Genomic DNA, 15,096 nt, shown 5'->3' on the forward strand with positions numbered 1-15,096 from the left:
CACAAAGGAGGCCACAGCGATGAATATCCCGATCCCGGCAGAAACTCCCGATCCGAACATCGACCAACCGACCCTGCCCCCCAGCGAGCCGCAACCGGTTCCCGAGCAGGAACCACCAGAGACCACCCCACCGCCCAAGGGCGATCCTCCCAATACCATGCCGCCGGTGGTGGTCACGCATGGAGCGTCGACCCGCTGACACCAGAGCAGCCAGCTTGCCGGCCAAAACGCCCGCCCTCTTGACGGGCCTGTTCGCCGGCAGCTGGCTCCTGCACCCGCCGACCTGCAACGACCACCGTTGATCGCCGCGACCGAACCCTGGCCAGGCCCTGCAGCCCAATCTGTACGCCCATTGCCAAGAGGTACGCATCATGAGCCTGCGCATCGAAAACCAGACCTGCTACATCGACACCGACACCCTCCACCAACGCCTTCCCGCCAGCGCCCTGACCGTCATCACCGACGCTGCCAAATCCATGTCGGCGGTGGAGCTGGCGGGAGAACGCCTCTACATCACCGAAGCAGAAGCCGATGCTTTGACCGTAGCAGGCGCCACCGACGGTCGGCGCCATCTGAAGGCCACCGACGGTGATTCGGTGATTTGACTGATCTGGATCAGGGCTCGCCGCGAAGGCCTGTGCCAGAGGCCCCTGCGGCCTTCCCTGGTGGCTCTTGAGGGGGTGCAGCAAGTTGTTGTCGCAGGGGCACCGTAAAGGCTCATCTGATACGGTTTTTTATCAAATACCTGAGTCTGTTATGCAAACAGATCCGTGGTCATAGTTGCGCGGCCTGATGGAGGCTGATGAGCGAACGACCATGAGCGAAAGAATCCCCGTCCGATTAGTAGAGACCTTCGAACCTTCACCCCCTAAACAGATGAAGTCGAAGACCACCGACAAACACGTTTACACCCGCAGCTTCACCGGTTTGTTCCGTACCCTGCGCATGACCGGCGCAGGTTTCCTGTTCCTGCTGTTCTTCGGCACGGTCTGGTTGAACTGGGGCGGCCGCCAGGCGGTGCTCTGGGACCTGGCCGAAAGCAAGTTCCACATCTTCGGCGCGACCTTCTGGCCTCAGGACTTCATCCTCCTCTCGGCGCTGCTGATCATCTGCGCCTTCGGCCTGTTCGCCATCACGGTGTTCGCCGGCCGGGTCTGGTGCGGCTACACCTGCCCGCAAAGTTCCTGGACCTGGCTGTTCATGTGGTGCGAGAAGGTCACTGAAGGTGAACGCAACCAGCGCATCAAGCTGCAAGCTGCGCCCTGGGGCCTGAACAAGCTGGCCCGCCGGGCCATGAAGCACACCTTGTGGCTGGGCATCAGCCTGCTCACCGGCCTGACCTTCGTTGGCTACTTCACCCCGATCCGCCCTCTGGCCCAGGAACTGCTGACCCTGCAGATCGGTGGCCTGAGTCTGTTCTGGGTGCTGTTCTTCGCTGCGGCCACCTACATCAACGCCGGCTGGCTGCGCGAGGCGGTGTGCATGCACATGTGCCCTTATGCGCGCTTCCAGAGCGTGATGTTCGACAAGGACACCCTGACCATCTCCTACAACCCGGTACGCGGTGAAAGCCGCGGCCCGCGCAAGCGTGACGTCAAGCCCGCCGACGTCGGCCTGGGCGACTGCATCGACTGCCAGGTGTGCGTGCAGGTCTGCCCTACCGGCATCGACATTCGCGACGGCCTGCAGATGGAATGCATCGGCTGCGCCGCCTGCATCGACGCCTGCGACTCGATCATGGACAAGATGGGCTACGCCCGGGGCCTGATCGCCTACACCTCGGAACACCAACTGCAAGGGGGCAAGACTCACCTGCTGCGGCCGCGCCTGGTGGGCTACAGCGCGGTGCTGCTGGTGATGATCGGCGCCCTGGCCCTGGCCCTGGTGCAACGGCCGATGGTGTCCCTGGACGTGAGCAAGGACCGTGGCCTATTCCGCGAAAACGCCCTGGGGCAGATCGAGAACATCTACAGCCTGAAGATCATCAACAAGACCCAGGAGCGCCAGAACTACCGCCTGGCCCTGGTGGATGGCGATGGCTTCGAACTGCAGGGCAAGACCGAACTGAGCCTGGCCCCGGGCGAAATCACCGACCTGCCAGTCTCGGTGGCGATGACCCAGGACCGCCCACAAAGCAGCTCCCAGGCCATCAGCTTCAAGGTCGCCGACAGCGATGAGCCAAGCGTTTACGCCATCGCCAAAAGCCGTTTTGTTGCGCCGATGAACCGCTGAGCCTCTAGAATGCCGTGGCCAGGGAGCCTGCTGCCGTCCCTCGGCCACGGGAACCCTGTACTCGACGCCGCCATGGGCCCCACCCTGGCCGTCGAGCCTTCCCTTGCGAATCTGAACACCTAGACCCGATGACCAGACTGGATCTTGCACCGCAGATGAAACGCTACGAAAAATTCGCCGACGACATCGCCGAACTGATCCGCTCCGGGGTACTGGGCCCTGGCCAGCGCGTGCCTTCGGTGCGCTACGCCAGCCAGACCTACGGGGTCAGCCCGTCAACGGTGTTCCAGGCCTATTACCTGCTGGAGCGTCGCGGCCTGATCCGTGCCCGCCCGCGCTCCGGCTACTTCGTCAATGCTCACGCACCGAGCCCGTTCTCCGAGCCGGTGATCAGCAGCGAAGTCAACGAATCCACCGAAGTCGATGTCAGCGAACTGGTGTTCTCGGTGCTCGACTCGATCAAGGACCCGAGCACCGTGCCCTTCGGCTCGGCCTTCCCCAGCCCGACCCTGTTCCCCTTGCAACGCCTGTCCCGCTCCCTGGCCAGCGCCAGCCGCGAGATGGACCCGCGGGTGGTGGTCACCGACATGTCCCCGGGCAACCCGCAACTGCGCCGCCAGATCGCCCTGCGCTACATGGTGGCCGGGCTGATGCTGCCCATGGAGGAACTGCTGATCACCAACGGCGCCCTGGAGGCCCTGAACCTGTGCCTGCAGGCCGTGACCGAGCCCGGCGACCTGGTGGCCATCGAGGCCCCGGCCTTCTATGCCAGCCTGCAAGTGCTGGAACGGCTCAAGCTCAAGGCGGTGGAAATACCCGTGCACCCGCGAGACGGCATCGACCTTGGGGTCCTGGCCCAGACCCTGGAGCGGCACCCGATCAAGGCCTGCTGGTGCATGACCAACTTCCAGAACCCCATGGGCGCGAGCATGCCCGAGGCCAAGAAGCAGGAATTGGTGGAACTGCTGCGCCAGCATCAAGTGCCACTGATCGAAGACGACGTCTACGCCGAGCTGTACTACGGCCAGCAAGCGCCAAAACCGGCCAAGGCCTTCGACACCGAAGGCCTGGTGATGCACTGCGGCTCCTTCGCCAAGAGCCTGGCCCCCGGCTACCGCATCGGCTGGGTGGCCGCCGGGCGTTACGCGCAGAAAATCGAACGGCTGAAACTCATGACCTCGCTGTGCGCCTCGATGCCGGCCCAGGCGGCAATTGCCGACTACCTGCAGCACGGCGGCTACGACCGCCACCTGCGCAAACTGCGCTACGCCCTGGAAGAACAGCAGAGCGCCATGCTGGCGGCAATTGCCCGCTACTTCCCGGCGCAGACCCGGGTCAGCCAGCCGGCGGGCGGCTACTTCCTGTGGCTGGAACTGCCACCGCAGATGGACTCGTTGAAACTGTTCCAGATGGCCCTGGCCCAGGGCATCAGCATCGCCCCCGGGCCGATCTTTTCCCCGACCCAGCGCTTTCGCAACTGCATCCGCCTGAACTACGGCAGCCCCTGGAACGAAGCGGCGGAACAGGCCATGGAAACCCTGGGGCGGATCATCCGCTCCTTTTGAGTGGTGCAGGCGCACGGGGAGTCGGGCGATGGGGTGTATCAGGTGCATCGGGGTGGCAGGTTTAGCGCCTGCTGCGTCGGCCGTTCGCAGCCTGCGGCAGCGGCTACAGGGTCCTATGTTGTTCTGTAGCCGCTGCTGAGCCTGCAAAGCTGCGCAAAGGTCCGCAGGACCTTGCCTGACGATCGCCGCCGATCTTGGGCAGCCTCAAGATCCCCGCGTCTCCTACGGAGCCGTTCGCAGCCTGCGAAGCTGCGCAAAGGTCCGCAGGACCTTGCCTGACGATCGCCGCCGATCTTGGGCAGCCTCAAGATCCCTGCGTCTCCTGCGGAGCCGTTCGCAGCCTGCGGCAGCGGCTACAGGGCCCTATATTGTTCTGTAGCCGCTGCTGAGCCTGCGAAGCTGCGCAAAGGTCCGCAGGACCTTGCCTGACGATCGCCGCCGATCTTGGGCAGCCTCAAGATCCCTGCGTCTCCTGCGGAGCCGTTCGCAGCCTGCGGCAGCGGCTACAGGGTCCTATGTTGCTCTGTAGCCGCTGCTGAGCCACGGCGAAGCTGCGAAAAGGTCCGCAGGACCTTGCCTGACGATCGCCGCCGATCTTGGGCAGCCTCAAGATCCCTGCGTCTCCTGCGGAGCCGTTCGCAGCCTGCGGCAGCGGCTACAGGGTCCTATGTTGTTCTGTAGCCGCTGCTGAGCCTGCGAAGCTGCGAAAAGGTCCGCAGGACCTTCGGCCCTGTCAAGCGCAACGTCGCCCTGTAAAGGACAAATGAAACCAGGCCGGTAGGCCGCCGTCTTGCTTAGGCTTTTGATCTGCCTGCCCCTTTAGACACGATGGTCGTTTGTCTGGGTCGGCATTCCAGCCCCTGTAAAGAACCAAAACTCCCTTGCCCCACCCCCTCGTTTCCTTCAGCATCCGCACTCCAATTTTCCAGGGAAAGGAACACGTCATGGTCGAAGACCTGTATTACGACGACTACCCAGAGGCCAAGGCCGAACTGCTCAAGGCCATCGAACGCGGCCGCCTGCCCCTGCTGACCCAGGAACTCAACGCCTACGACTGCATCCAGGCGATCTTCGAACTGGACGCCATCAACAACCCCAAGGACGAGGAAGACGCCTTCTTCGACCTGGCCCTGGCCCTGATCGGCTGGATCCCCGGCCCGGGACAAGGCCTGAAGATCCTCCTGCGCCTGATCAACCGCGCGCCCCAGCGCCACGCCGAAAAGCTCTTCGACATGATCCGCTACGCCCTGATGGCCTGCCGCCTGAAAACCAGCCCCGAACAGCTGCTGGAAAAGTGCCTGGACCCAATGCGCCTGGCCGAAGAACTGCCCGAGATCATCCGCGGCGTGAGCGCCTCCAGCACCTTCAACGGCCTGACGCCCCAGCAGCAGCGCCTGGTGCTGCACAACCTCAACGAAGCCTGCGAACACACCGAATTCCTCATGGCCTCGGTGCAAGAGCGCATCGCCCCGTGGATCGCCGAGCAGCGCAACAACTCGGCCGCCGCCCACAGCCGCGGCCCGGCCCTGGTGCCCAAGCCGCAGTCTTCCCTGGAGCCGCGCGCAACCACCCTCACCCCCGCGCCGCAGCCGGCAAGCCAGGACGCCGCGAGCCTTGCCCAGGATATCAACCAGGGCCTGGAACACCTCACCGGCGAAGGTCACTGGCTGGAGCTGAACCTGCACTACCCCAACCTGGAACCGGTGTCCGGCGCCGCTTACCGAGCGGTGTTCAGTGACGGCTCGCAAGCCGAGGGCAGCCTCGACGAAGAGGGTTTTGCCCGCCTGGAAGGCATCCCTGAGGGCCCGGTGAAGATCTACTACGGCGAAGACCCGCGCCCCTACCTGCGCCAGCCGATCAAGGCCCTGGCGGCCGATGCGCAGCAACTGGAAGAAGAGCTGGAAGAGCTCGACCTGGAGCCCGCCGAAGTCGACCTGGCGACCCTGCTGCTGGAAACCTCGCAGCGCAAGGCGCCCTTCACCCTGATTCCCGTGTACTGAGACAAGGCACCGACATGAACCGCAGACAAGTGTTTCTCAGCCACAAGCAGTACCACGACTTTCTCGAAAGCCTGGCCGGCGAAGAGGCCCATTGGCAGACCCATTCGATGATGGCCGACAGCCCCGAGCAGGAAGCCTCCCTCAAGGCCTCCACGGTGCGAAGCGCGCGCCTGCACCATTTGATCCTGGGCTACACCGGCGGTGCCCCCATGGAGCAACTGGCCCGGGAGCTGGACGGGGTGATCGAAGGCTACGAGGACTACCAGCGCAAGCTGGAGGTTTATGAAGAACGGCCGGATATCGCGCCACTGAACATCGAAGACTACCCCGACGAGTACGAGGAATATGTCCAGGTGATCAGCCTGTGCATCCTCCTGCAACGCAGCGACCTGCTACCGCGTCTGGTGCTGCTGCAGGACCGCGCCGGCTTTGGCGGCCAGGACACCCTGATCGAGGACCTGCTCAAGCCCTACCTGCCGGATCGCGCCGAGCTCGATGAGTGGTACCACAGCCTCTACTCGCCCCTGATCTGGGCGATCTACAGCGAAGACCCGGACGAGCCGCGGCAACTGCTGGTGGAGTACTGCAACCAGTGGTACGAGGCGTTCGAACAGGCTCCCTGGCACGACTCCCACCTGCAAGGCGACGAGGGTTCCTACTTCGGCTACTGGGCCTTTGAAGCCGCTGCCGTGGCCTACCTGTTCGGTCTGGACGACAGCGCGGTCAAGCACATGATCTTCCCCCGGGAGATGCTCGAATACGCCCGACGCTTTACCCCGCCAATTTCCCAAGGGGTGATACCGGACTGATACGCCCCGTTGACCTCCCCTGCTTAAAAAAGGTGATGCACTGCCCATGAAATCCTGGATCAAGACCCTGCTGATCACTCTGCTTGCGGCGGCCTTGTGCCTGCTGTTTGCCCGCGTTGTCCTGCCACTGCTGCTGTCGTTCCTGGTACCGCCAAGCTTGGAAGGCGCCCCATGGTACTGGATCAATCTGCTGTTGGCCGGTTTCTTCGCCGGGCTGCTGGTGGCGCCCCTGCTGCGCACCCGGCGCTACTACCCGGTGCCTCTGCTGCTGTTGTTGTCGACCCTGGTGGTGGTGGGCAGCTGGGCGCAAAGCCGCTGCAACGAGGCCCAGTTGCAGGCCATCGAACAGCTGGAAAGGCGCAGCGCGAGCCATTCGAACCTGGGGTTCTCCGAGGAGCAGCCCGAGCCTTCGGCACCCGTGGACCTGGGCGCCACACCGGACGTCTGGGCCCATGAACAAGGCTACGGATATGGCTACAGCTGCACCCGTCCGGGGGAAACCCTGGGGTACCTGGCGCCGTTGTTGATGGGCTTTGCCATCAACGTGCTGGGGCTGTTGCTGGCGTTGCTGATCGGCCCCGGCCGCCGCCGCGCCAACTGAAGGAACCTGCAGGAACTGGCTTGCCAGCGACGAACTCTGCAAGGTCGGCACAAGGCTCAAGGGCCTCTTCGCCGGCCAACTGGCTCCTGCAGGGAAGCGCGGTCGGGACTCAGCGGCCGCCGCCCAGGTCGACGAAGGTGCCGGTGGCGTAGGAAGCCTTGTCCGACAGCAGCCAGAGAATGGCTTCGGCCACTTCGTCGGGACGTCCGCCACGGCCCATTGGAATCGCCGTTTCCAGTTTGCTGACCCGGTCGGCATCGCCGCTCAGGGCATGAAAATCGGTGTAGATGTAACCCGGGCGCACCGCATTGACGCGGATACCCTCGCCCGCCACTTCCTTGGACAGGCCGATGGTAAAGGTGTCCAGCGCGCCCTTGGAGGCGGCGTAGTCGACGTACTCGCCCGGAGACCCCAGGCGCGCGGCCACCGACGACACGTTGACGATGCTGCCACCCTGCCCGCCATGGCGCGGCGACATGCGCAGCACCGCGTGCTTGGCGCAGAGGATCGGCCCCATGACATTGGTCTTCATGATCTTCTGGATACGGAATTCGGACATTTCGTCGAGACGGGACTTGTGCCCCACGGTGCCAGCGTTGTTGACCAGTGCAGTGACCCGGCCCAGTTCGTTGTCGACCCGGTGAAACAGGCCAATGACCTCGTCCTCGATGCTGACATCGGCCCGCACCGCAATGGCCTGGGCGCCCAGAGCGCGGACCTGCTCCAGAACCTGCTGAGCCGACTGTTCATCGGCCTGATAGTTGATGCACACCTTGAAACCCTGCTGAGCAGCCAGCAACGCCGTGGCTGCGCCGATTCCCCGCCCGCCACCGGTGATGACGATGACTTTGTCCATGCTGCCGACTCCCTGACTGATCGTTTCAACGCCCGTCATTAAACACTGCACCGGCAGCGATGAAAACCGCAGTGACATCAATCAGCCCTCATCCAAAGGTCGCAGGAACTGCAGCCAGGGATTCGCTCAGGACTTGTGTTCAGCCAGCTGAATGCCCTGCATGAAGCCTTCGGGCGGCAATGGCTGGCCCAGGTAATAGCCCTGCAACGAATCGCAGCCCAGTTGGGTGAGGAAGGTCTGCTGCACCCCGGTTTCCACCCCCTCGGCGACGATGCGCAGGCCCAGGGCCTGCCCCAGGGCGACAATCGCCGAGACGATGGCGGCGTCGTCGCTGTCGTGCTCCAGGTCGCGGACAAAGCCACGGTCGATCTTCAGCTCGTTGGCCGGCAGGCGCTTGAGGTACATCAGGCTCGAATAGCCGGTGCCGAAGTCGTCGATGGACAGGTCCACCCCCATGTCCGCCAATTGCTGCAGGACGATCATGCTGACGTCGGCGTCGTTCATCGCCGTGGTCTCGGTGATCTCCAGGGTCAGGTTATTGGCCGGCAACTGGTAGCGCTGCAAGGCCTCCTGCACGCTCTTGACCAGCCCCACGTGACAGAACTGCAGGGCCGAGAGGTTCACCGCGATCCGCCAGTGGGTATAACCCAGGACATACCACTCGCGCATCTGTCGGCAGGCTTCCTGCAGCACCCAGTCGCCGATGGCGATGATCAGCCCGCTCTTCTCCGCCAGTTCGATGAACTTGTCCGGCAGCAGCAGGCCGTGCTGCGGATGTTCCCAGCGCAACAGGGCCTCGGCCCCCACCGGACGACCATTGCTGGCATCGAACTTGGGTTGGTAATACAGGCGGAACTGCTGATGTTCCAGGGCATTGCGCAGGTCCTGAAGCAACTGCAGTTGACGCCGGGCATTGGTGTTCATCGATGCGTCGAAAAAACTGTAGCCGTTCTTGCCGGTGGCCTTGGCGTGATACATGGCCGCGTCGGCGTTCATCAACAGTTCCTGGGCGGTCAGGCCATTGCCCGGATACACCGCGATGCCGATGCTGGCGGAAATCTGCAAATCGTGGTCGGCCACGCGGAACGAACGGGACACCAGGCCCACCTGGCGTGCCGCCAGCCGCAGGGCATCTTCCGGCTCGCCGAGCTGTACCAGCAGCACGAACTCGTCGCCACCGATCCGCGCCAGGGTGTCCTCAGTGCGCAGGTCCTCGCGCAGGCGCTGGGCCACTTCTCGCAGCAACTGGTCGCCCATGTGGTGACCGAAGGCGTCATTGACCGGCTTGAAGCCGTCCAGATCGATGAACATCAGCGCAAAGCAGCCACCATGGGCGGTGACCCGGTGCATGGCCTGATCGATGCGGTCCGCCAGCAGGATGCGATTGGGCAGCCCGGTCAGGGTGTCGTGCAGGGCCAGCTGGGTCAGCTCTTTGTTGGCCTCGGTCAAGGACTGCGCCAGCACCGCGGTGCGGGCTTCCAGCCGCGCATCCAGCACCGAGGTCAGCAAGGCAATGATCAGCACCGCCAGGGTGGTGATCAGCACCAGATTGTCCAGGCCGTTGCCGCTCAAGCCATTGCCCAGCGCACCGCAGAAGCTGCCATCGGCGAAACGCGCCGCGGCCATGCCGGTGTAGTGCATACCGACAATGGCAAAGCCCATCACAATCGCCGCGCCGGTACGGGCAAGACGCACATGGGGCGTGTTCTGGCGCAGGTGAAAGGCGATCCACAGCGCCGCCAGCGAAGCACCAAAGGCAATCAGCAACGAGGCGCTGAACAGGCTCGGGTCGTAGTCGATACCCGGCTGCATGCGCATGGCCGCCATGCCGGTGTAGTGCATGCCGCTGATGCCGGTGCCCATGATCAAGGCACCGAACAGCAATTGCCCCAGCGGCAGGCGCGGCTGGCTCACCAGCCACAGGGCAAAACCACAGGACAGGATGGAAATCAGCAACGACAAGGCGGTCAGCACGATGTCGTAGCCCAGGTCGATGGGCAGCGAGAACGCGAGCATGCCGATAAAGTGCATCGACCACACACCAACGCCCATGGCCAGGGCTCCGCCGCACATCCATAGATAGGCTGCACGGCCTTTGGTGGTGGCAATGCGACCGGTGAGATCAAGGGCGGTATAGGAAGCGAGGATCGCCACGAAAATGGAAATCACGACCAGTGCGGGGGAGTAACTACCGATGAGCATGGGGCATCTCTTGGTCGTTGTGCCGACAGTTTGCTCGGCGGGAAAAAGCGCAGATTGTACTGATTGCGTAGAAGAACGCATCTACAAAGTGAGCAAAAAGCCAGTAGCCAGACAGAACGTCTGGCACGGGCCCTTAATACCCCTACAGCCCTTGTGGCCAAAGGCTTTGCCCATGTCGCAGGGGGCATGCATCTGCCCCTGCGCAAAGCCCTGGCGGCGGCCTATTTCTGCCCTTCGCCCTGCACCTGACCATCCCAGCCCCCCCCCAGCGCGGCGATCAATTGCACGCTGGCAATCAACCGGCTCTGCAGCAAGCTGAGGACGCTGCGCTCGTTGCTCAGGGTAGTGGCCTGGCTGGTGACCACGTCCAGGTAGGCGATCAATCCGGCCTTGTACTGGTTCTCGGTCAGGCGCAGGGCCTCACGCGCCGAATCCAGGGCCTGCTGGCGCACCTGGGCTTCGTCTTCCAGAACCTTGAGCTGGATCATGTAGTTCTCCACCTCGCGGAAACCGTCGAGCACAGTCTGTCGGTACTTGGCCACAGTCTGGTCGTAGGCGGCTTCAGTGCGATCCACTTCCGCCGAGCGCTGGCCACCATCGAACAGGGTCATGGCCAGTTTCGGCCCCACCGACCAGAACCGGTTCGGCACGCTGATCCAGTCGGCGTAGGTACTGCTGCTGTAGCCTCCGGCCAGGCTCAGGGTCAGGTCCGGGTAATAGGCGGCCTTGGCCACGCCGATATTGGCGTTGGCCGCGATCACCGAACGCTCCGCCGAGGCGATGTCCGGACGCCGCTCCAGCAACTGCGAGGGCAGCGCCAGGGGCACCTGGGGCAGCGCCGGAATCTGCGGGGTTTCTGCCAGATTGAACTGCGCCGGCGGCACGCCGATCAACACCGCGATGGCGTTCTCGAACTGCGCCCGCTGCCAGATCAGGTCGATCAGGTCGGCCTGGGTGCTTTTGAGCTGGGTCTGGGCCTGGGCCACCGCATCCTTGCCGGATACCCCGGCCTGATACTGGTTCTGCGTCATGGTCAGGGAGCGCTGGTAAGCCGCCACCGTGGCTTCCAGCAAGCGCTTCTGCTCATCGATCACCCGCAGTTGCAGGTAGTTCTGCACCAGCTCCGACTGCTGGCTCAGGCGCATGGCCGCCAGATCGGCGAAGCTCGCCTCGGCACTGGCCTGGTTGGCCTCCAGGCCGCGGCGCAGCTTGCCCCAGATGTCCGCCTCCCAGCTCACCCCCAATTGGGTGTTGTAGGTGTCTCGAATGCCGCTGCTGGAACTGCTCAGCCCCGAGTTGCTGCTGCCGGTGCCCTGGCTGGCCCGGGTCTTGCCGGCGCTCAAGTCGACACTGGGAAAGAACGCTCCCCGGGAGCTGCGCACCAGGGCCTGGGCCTGACGGTATTGCGCTTCCGATTGGGCGACGCTCTGGTTGGAGTTGTTGAGCTTCTCGATCAGGCCATTGAGCTGAGTGTCACCGTACAGCTCCCACCAGGCGCCACGGGCCAGGGCATCGCTGGGGTTGGCCTGACGCCAGCCCTGGGCCTCCTTGTACTGCACCGGTTCGGCCACCTGGGGGCGCTGATAGTCGGGACCGATGGCGCAGGCACTGAGCAGCGCCACGCACAGGCCCAGGCTCAAGGCCCGCGAACCCCGGGCCATGGCCAGGCGCTGGGCGGACAGCGGAGAAACAGGACGGGACGATTGGTCGGTCATAGCGGCGTTTCCAGAGCAGCATCGGTACGGACCCCACGCCAGTGGTTGAACTTGTGGCGCAGGCGATCGAGGTAGAGGTAGACCACCGGGGTGGTGTAAAGGGTCAGGATCTGGCTGAAGACCAGGCCGCCAATGATGGTCAGGCCCAGGGGCTGGCGCATTTCCGAGCCTTCGGCGTTGCCCAGCAACAGGGGCAAGGCACCCAGGATCGCCGCCAGGGTGGTCATCAGGATCGGCCGCAGGCGTTGCAGGCAGGCGCTGCGGATCGATTGCAGCGGGTCCAGGCCCTGGTGGCGCTCCAGTTGCAGCGCCAGGTCGATCATCAGGATCGCGTTCTTCTTCACCACCCCGATCAGCAGGAACAGCCCCAGCAGCGAGATCAGGCTGAACTCGCCGCCCAGCACATAGATCGAGAGCAAGGCGCCGACCCCGGCCGACGGCAGCGTGGAGAGGATGGTCAGCGGGTGAATGTAGCTTTCATAGAGCACCCCAAGCACCAGGTACACCGCCAGCAATGCCCCGAGAATCATGAACGGCTGGCTCTTCTGGGTGGCGGCGAAGGCGTCGGCGGTGCCGGCCATCTTGACGATCACGTCCTCGGGCATGCCCAGCTTGGCAATCGCCCGCTCGATGGCCGCGGTGCCCTGCTCCACCGTCACGCCTTCGGCCATGTCGAAGGAAATGCTTTCCGAGGCGAACTGCCCTTCGTGGCTGACCCGGTCGTCTTCCAGGCTGTTTTCATAATGGGCGATGGTCGACAAGGGAATCCGCGCGCCCTCGCTGGTGATCACCTGCACCTGATTCAGGGTAATCGGGTCCCGGGCGTATTTCGGGTTGACCTCCATCACCACCTGATACTGGTTGAGGCTGTCGTAGATGGTGGAGATCTGCCGCTGGCTGTAGGCGTTGTTGAGCACGGCGGTGACCATGTCCATGTCCACCCCCAGGCGCTTGGCCTGGTCACGGTCGACGATCAGAGTCACTTGCTGGGCGCCGTGGCCTTCGCGGGCGTCGATGGCGGTCAGCTCAGGCAAGGCGCGCAGCGCGGTCACCACTTTCGGGTACCACTGGCGCAGCTCGCCCAGATCGCCGCTTTGCAGGATGTAGGAATACTGCGAGGTGGTCTGCTCGCGGCCGCCGCCGAACTGCAGGTCCTGGTCGGCCATCAGCATCAGTTGCGCGCCGGGCACCTTGGGCATTTCCTTGCGCAAACGCTCGATGACCTTCTGCGCCGAGATGTCGCGCTCCTTGATCGGCTTGAGGCGCACCAGCATGAAGGCATTGTTGGTGCCGTTGCTGCCGCCGATAAAGCCGGCCACGCTTTCCACCGCGGCATCCTTGAGCACCGCGCGGCGGAAGATCTCCATCTTCGGCTGCATCACGCTGAAGGACAGGCCGTCGTCGCCGCGCACGAAGCCGATCAACTGGCCGGTGTCCTGCTGCGGCATGAAGGTCTTGGGCACCACCACGTACAGGGCCACGTTGACGCCGATGGTGACCAGCAGGCTGACCAGGGTCAGGCGCTTGTGCCGCAGCACCCAGTCCAGGCTGGTGGCGTACTTGCCCACCATCCACTCGTTGCTGCGCCGGCTCCAGCGTTGCAAGGCGTTTTCCTGGCCCGGGGTGTGGGGCTTGAGCCAGCGCGCGCAGAGCATAGGGGTCAGGGTCAGGGACACCACCAGGGACACCACGATGGCCGCTGCCAGGGTGATGGAGAACTCACGAAACAGGCTCTCGATGATCCCGCCCATGAACAGGATCGACAGGAACACCGCCACCAGCGACACGTTCATCGACAGCAGGGTGAAGCCCACCTCCTTGGCCCCCAGGTATGCCGCCTTCATCGGCGCGATACCTTCGTCGATGTGCCGGGAAATGTTCTCCAGGACCACGATGGCGTCGTCCACCACCAGCCCGGTGGCGAGGATCAGCGCCATCAGCGACAGGTTGTTCAGCGAAAAACCGTACAGGTACATGATGGCGAACGTGCCCACCAGGGACACCGGCACCGCCAGGGTCGGGATCACCGACGCGCGGAAATTGCCAAGGAACAGGAACACCACCAGGATCACCAGGGCCACGGCGATCAACAGGGTCATCTCCGCCTCGTGCAGGGTGGCCTTGATCACCGGCGAGCGGTCCATGGCCAGGTTGAGCTTGACGCTGGCCGGCAGCACCGCCTGCAACGCCGGCAGCTGGGCCTTGATCTCGTTCACCGTCTCGATGATGTTGGCCCCGGCCTGACGGTTGATCACCAGCAGCACCGCCGCATCGTCGTTGAAGAAACCGCTGTTGTAGCGGTCTTCCACGCCGTCGCTGACCTTGGCCACGTCTTTCAGACGCAGGGCCGCACCGTCCTTGTAGTGGATGATCAGCGGCTCGTAGTCGCGGGCCTTTTCCAGCTGATCGTTGGCCTGGATCTGCCACAGCCGCTGGTCATCCTCCACCGAGCCCTTGGGCCGACGCTGGTTGGCGTTGGCAATGGCGTTGCGCACGTCGTCCAGGGCCACGCCGTACTGGTTGAGCAGTTGCGGCTCCAGCTCGATGCGCACCGCCGGCAAGGAGCTGCCGCCGATCTGCACTTCGCCCACGCCCTGCACCTGGGAAAGGCTCTGGGACAGGATGGTCGAGGCCAGGTCGTAGAGCTGGCCCTTCTCCAGCACATCGGAGGTCAGCGACAGCACCATGATCGGCGCCTGGGACGGGTTGACCTTCTTGTAGGTGGGCATGCTGCGCATGCCGCTGGGCAACAGGTTGCGCGAGGCGTTGATGGCCGCCTGCACTTCCCGGGCCGCACCGTTGATGTCGCGGTCCAGGTCGAACTGCAGGATCACCCGGGTCGAGCCCTGGCTGGAGCGGCTGCTCATGGTGTTGACCCCGGCAATCGCGCCGAACGAGCGCTCAAGCGGCGTGGCCACGGTGGACGCCATGACCTCGGGGCTGGCTCCGGGCAGGCTGGCCTGGACCACGATCACCGGGAAATCCATCTGCGGCAGCGGCGACACCGGCAGCAGGCCGAAGCTGATCCCGCCCAGCAGCATGATCGCCAACGACAACAGCATGGTCGCCACCGGGCGTTTGATGAAAGGTCCGGACAGGTTCATGGCTGAACGCCC

The 15,096-nt window shown here is 64.0% G+C and carries 11 protein-coding genes; 7 read left to right on the forward strand and 4 right to left on the reverse strand.

The window, feature by feature from the left end:
- Positions 1 to 19: 19 nt before the first annotated feature.
- From DWF74_RS01620 to DWF74_RS01650, 7 genes are all read left to right on the forward strand, one after another.
- A complete protein-coding gene (locus DWF74_RS01620; RefSeq protein ID WP_102863437.1) occupies positions 20 to 199 on the forward strand; it encodes a hypothetical protein in 180 nt (59 codons plus the stop codon).
- Positions 200 to 371: 172 nt separating this feature from the next.
- Positions 372 to 605: a DUF3203 family protein gene (locus DWF74_RS01625; RefSeq protein ID WP_102863436.1), complete on the forward strand. Its 234-nt coding sequence runs from the start codon at positions 372 to 374 to the stop codon at positions 603 to 605.
- A 211-nt stretch (positions 606 to 816) separates the two neighbouring features.
- On the forward strand, positions 817 to 2,232 hold the full coding sequence (gene ccoG / locus DWF74_RS01630) for a cytochrome c oxidase accessory protein CcoG (RefSeq protein WP_102863435.1): 1,416 nt from the start codon (positions 817 to 819) through the stop codon (positions 2,230 to 2,232).
- Between the two features lie 155 nt (positions 2,233 to 2,387).
- Positions 2,388 to 3,797, forward strand: a complete 1,410-nt coding sequence (gene mapR / locus DWF74_RS01635; protein WP_053151441.1) for a GntR family transcriptional regulator MpaR — start codon at positions 2,388 to 2,390, stop codon at positions 3,795 to 3,797.
- 944 nt (positions 3,798 to 4,741) lie between these two features.
- Positions 4,742 to 5,797, forward strand: coding sequence for a hypothetical protein (locus tag DWF74_RS01640; RefSeq protein WP_115580137.1), 1,056 nt, complete (start codon positions 4,742 to 4,744; stop codon positions 5,795 to 5,797).
- 14 nt (positions 5,798 to 5,811) lie between these two features.
- The gene (locus DWF74_RS01645; protein WP_102863433.1) at positions 5,812 to 6,606 is read left to right on the forward strand and encodes a PoNe immunity protein domain-containing protein; all 795 of its coding nucleotides are present in this window, start codon (positions 5,812 to 5,814) and stop codon (positions 6,604 to 6,606) included.
- 46 nt (positions 6,607 to 6,652) lie between these two features.
- Entirely contained in the window at positions 6,653 to 7,207 is a 555-nt protein-coding gene (locus DWF74_RS01650) for a hypothetical protein (RefSeq protein WP_102863432.1), read from the forward strand.
- Positions 7,208 to 7,316: 109 nt separating this feature from the next.
- Here the strand turns inward: DWF74_RS01650 and DWF74_RS01655 are convergent, their stop codons facing one another.
- The 4 genes from DWF74_RS01655 to DWF74_RS01670 form a co-directional block, all read right to left on the reverse strand.
- Positions 7,317 to 8,063, reverse strand: a complete 747-nt coding sequence (locus DWF74_RS01655; RefSeq protein WP_102863431.1) for an SDR family oxidoreductase — start codon at positions 8,061 to 8,063, stop codon at positions 7,317 to 7,319.
- Positions 8,064 to 8,189: 126 nt separating this feature from the next.
- The gene (locus tag DWF74_RS01660; protein ID WP_102863430.1) at positions 8,190 to 10,265 is read right to left on the reverse strand and encodes a putative bifunctional diguanylate cyclase/phosphodiesterase; all 2,076 of its coding nucleotides are present in this window, start codon (positions 10,263 to 10,265) and stop codon (positions 8,190 to 8,192) included.
- 221 nt (positions 10,266 to 10,486) lie between these two features.
- Complete coding sequence (locus DWF74_RS01665; RefSeq protein ID WP_115580138.1) at positions 10,487 to 11,980, reverse strand: efflux transporter outer membrane subunit; 1,494 nt, start codon at positions 11,978 to 11,980, stop codon at positions 10,487 to 10,489.
- Entirely contained in the window at positions 11,977 to 15,084 is a 3,108-nt protein-coding gene (locus tag DWF74_RS01670; RefSeq protein WP_115580139.1) for an efflux RND transporter permease subunit, read from the reverse strand. Before DWF74_RS01670 ends, DWF74_RS01665 begins: the two co-directional genes overlap by 4 nt.
- Positions 15,085 to 15,096: the final 12 nt, after the last annotated feature.

The organism is Pseudomonas protegens (genome assembly GCF_003363755.1).
GTDB classification, from domain to species: Bacteria; Pseudomonadota; Gammaproteobacteria; order Pseudomonadales; family Pseudomonadaceae; genus Aquipseudomonas; species Aquipseudomonas danubii.

Bases quoted from the DNA above. Each gene is read 5' to 3' on its own strand.
- DWF74_RS01620 (WP_102863437.1), top strand. From the start codon at position 20: ATGAATATCCCGATCCCGGCAGAAACTCCCGATCCGAACATCGACCAA.
- DWF74_RS01625 (WP_102863436.1), top strand. From the start codon at position 372: ATGAGCCTGCGCATCGAAAACCAGACCTGCTACATCGACACCGACACC.
- ccoG (WP_102863435.1), top strand. From the start codon at position 817: ATGAGCGAAAGAATCCCCGTCCGATTAGTAGAGACCTTCGAACCTTCA.
- mapR (WP_053151441.1), top strand. From the start codon at position 2,388: ATGAAACGCTACGAAAAATTCGCCGACGACATCGCCGAACTGATCCGC.
- DWF74_RS01640 (WP_115580137.1), top strand. From the start codon at position 4,742: ATGGTCGAAGACCTGTATTACGACGACTACCCAGAGGCCAAGGCCGAA.
- DWF74_RS01645 (WP_102863433.1), top strand. From the start codon at position 5,812: ATGAACCGCAGACAAGTGTTTCTCAGCCACAAGCAGTACCACGACTTT.
- DWF74_RS01650 (WP_102863432.1), top strand. From the start codon at position 6,653: ATGAAATCCTGGATCAAGACCCTGCTGATCACTCTGCTTGCGGCGGCC.
- DWF74_RS01655 (WP_102863431.1), bottom strand. From the start codon at position 8,063: ATGGACAAAGTCATCGTCATCACCGGTGGCGGGCGGGGAATCGGCGCA.
- DWF74_RS01660 (WP_102863430.1), bottom strand. From the start codon at position 10,265: ATGCTCATCGGTAGTTACTCCCCCGCACTGGTCGTGATTTCCATTTTC.
- DWF74_RS01665 (WP_115580138.1), bottom strand. From the start codon at position 11,980: ATGACCGACCAATCGTCCCGTCCTGTTTCTCCGCTGTCCGCCCAGCGC.
- DWF74_RS01670 (WP_115580139.1), bottom strand. From the start codon at position 15,084: ATGAACCTGTCCGGACCTTTCATCAAACGCCCGGTGGCGACCATGCTG.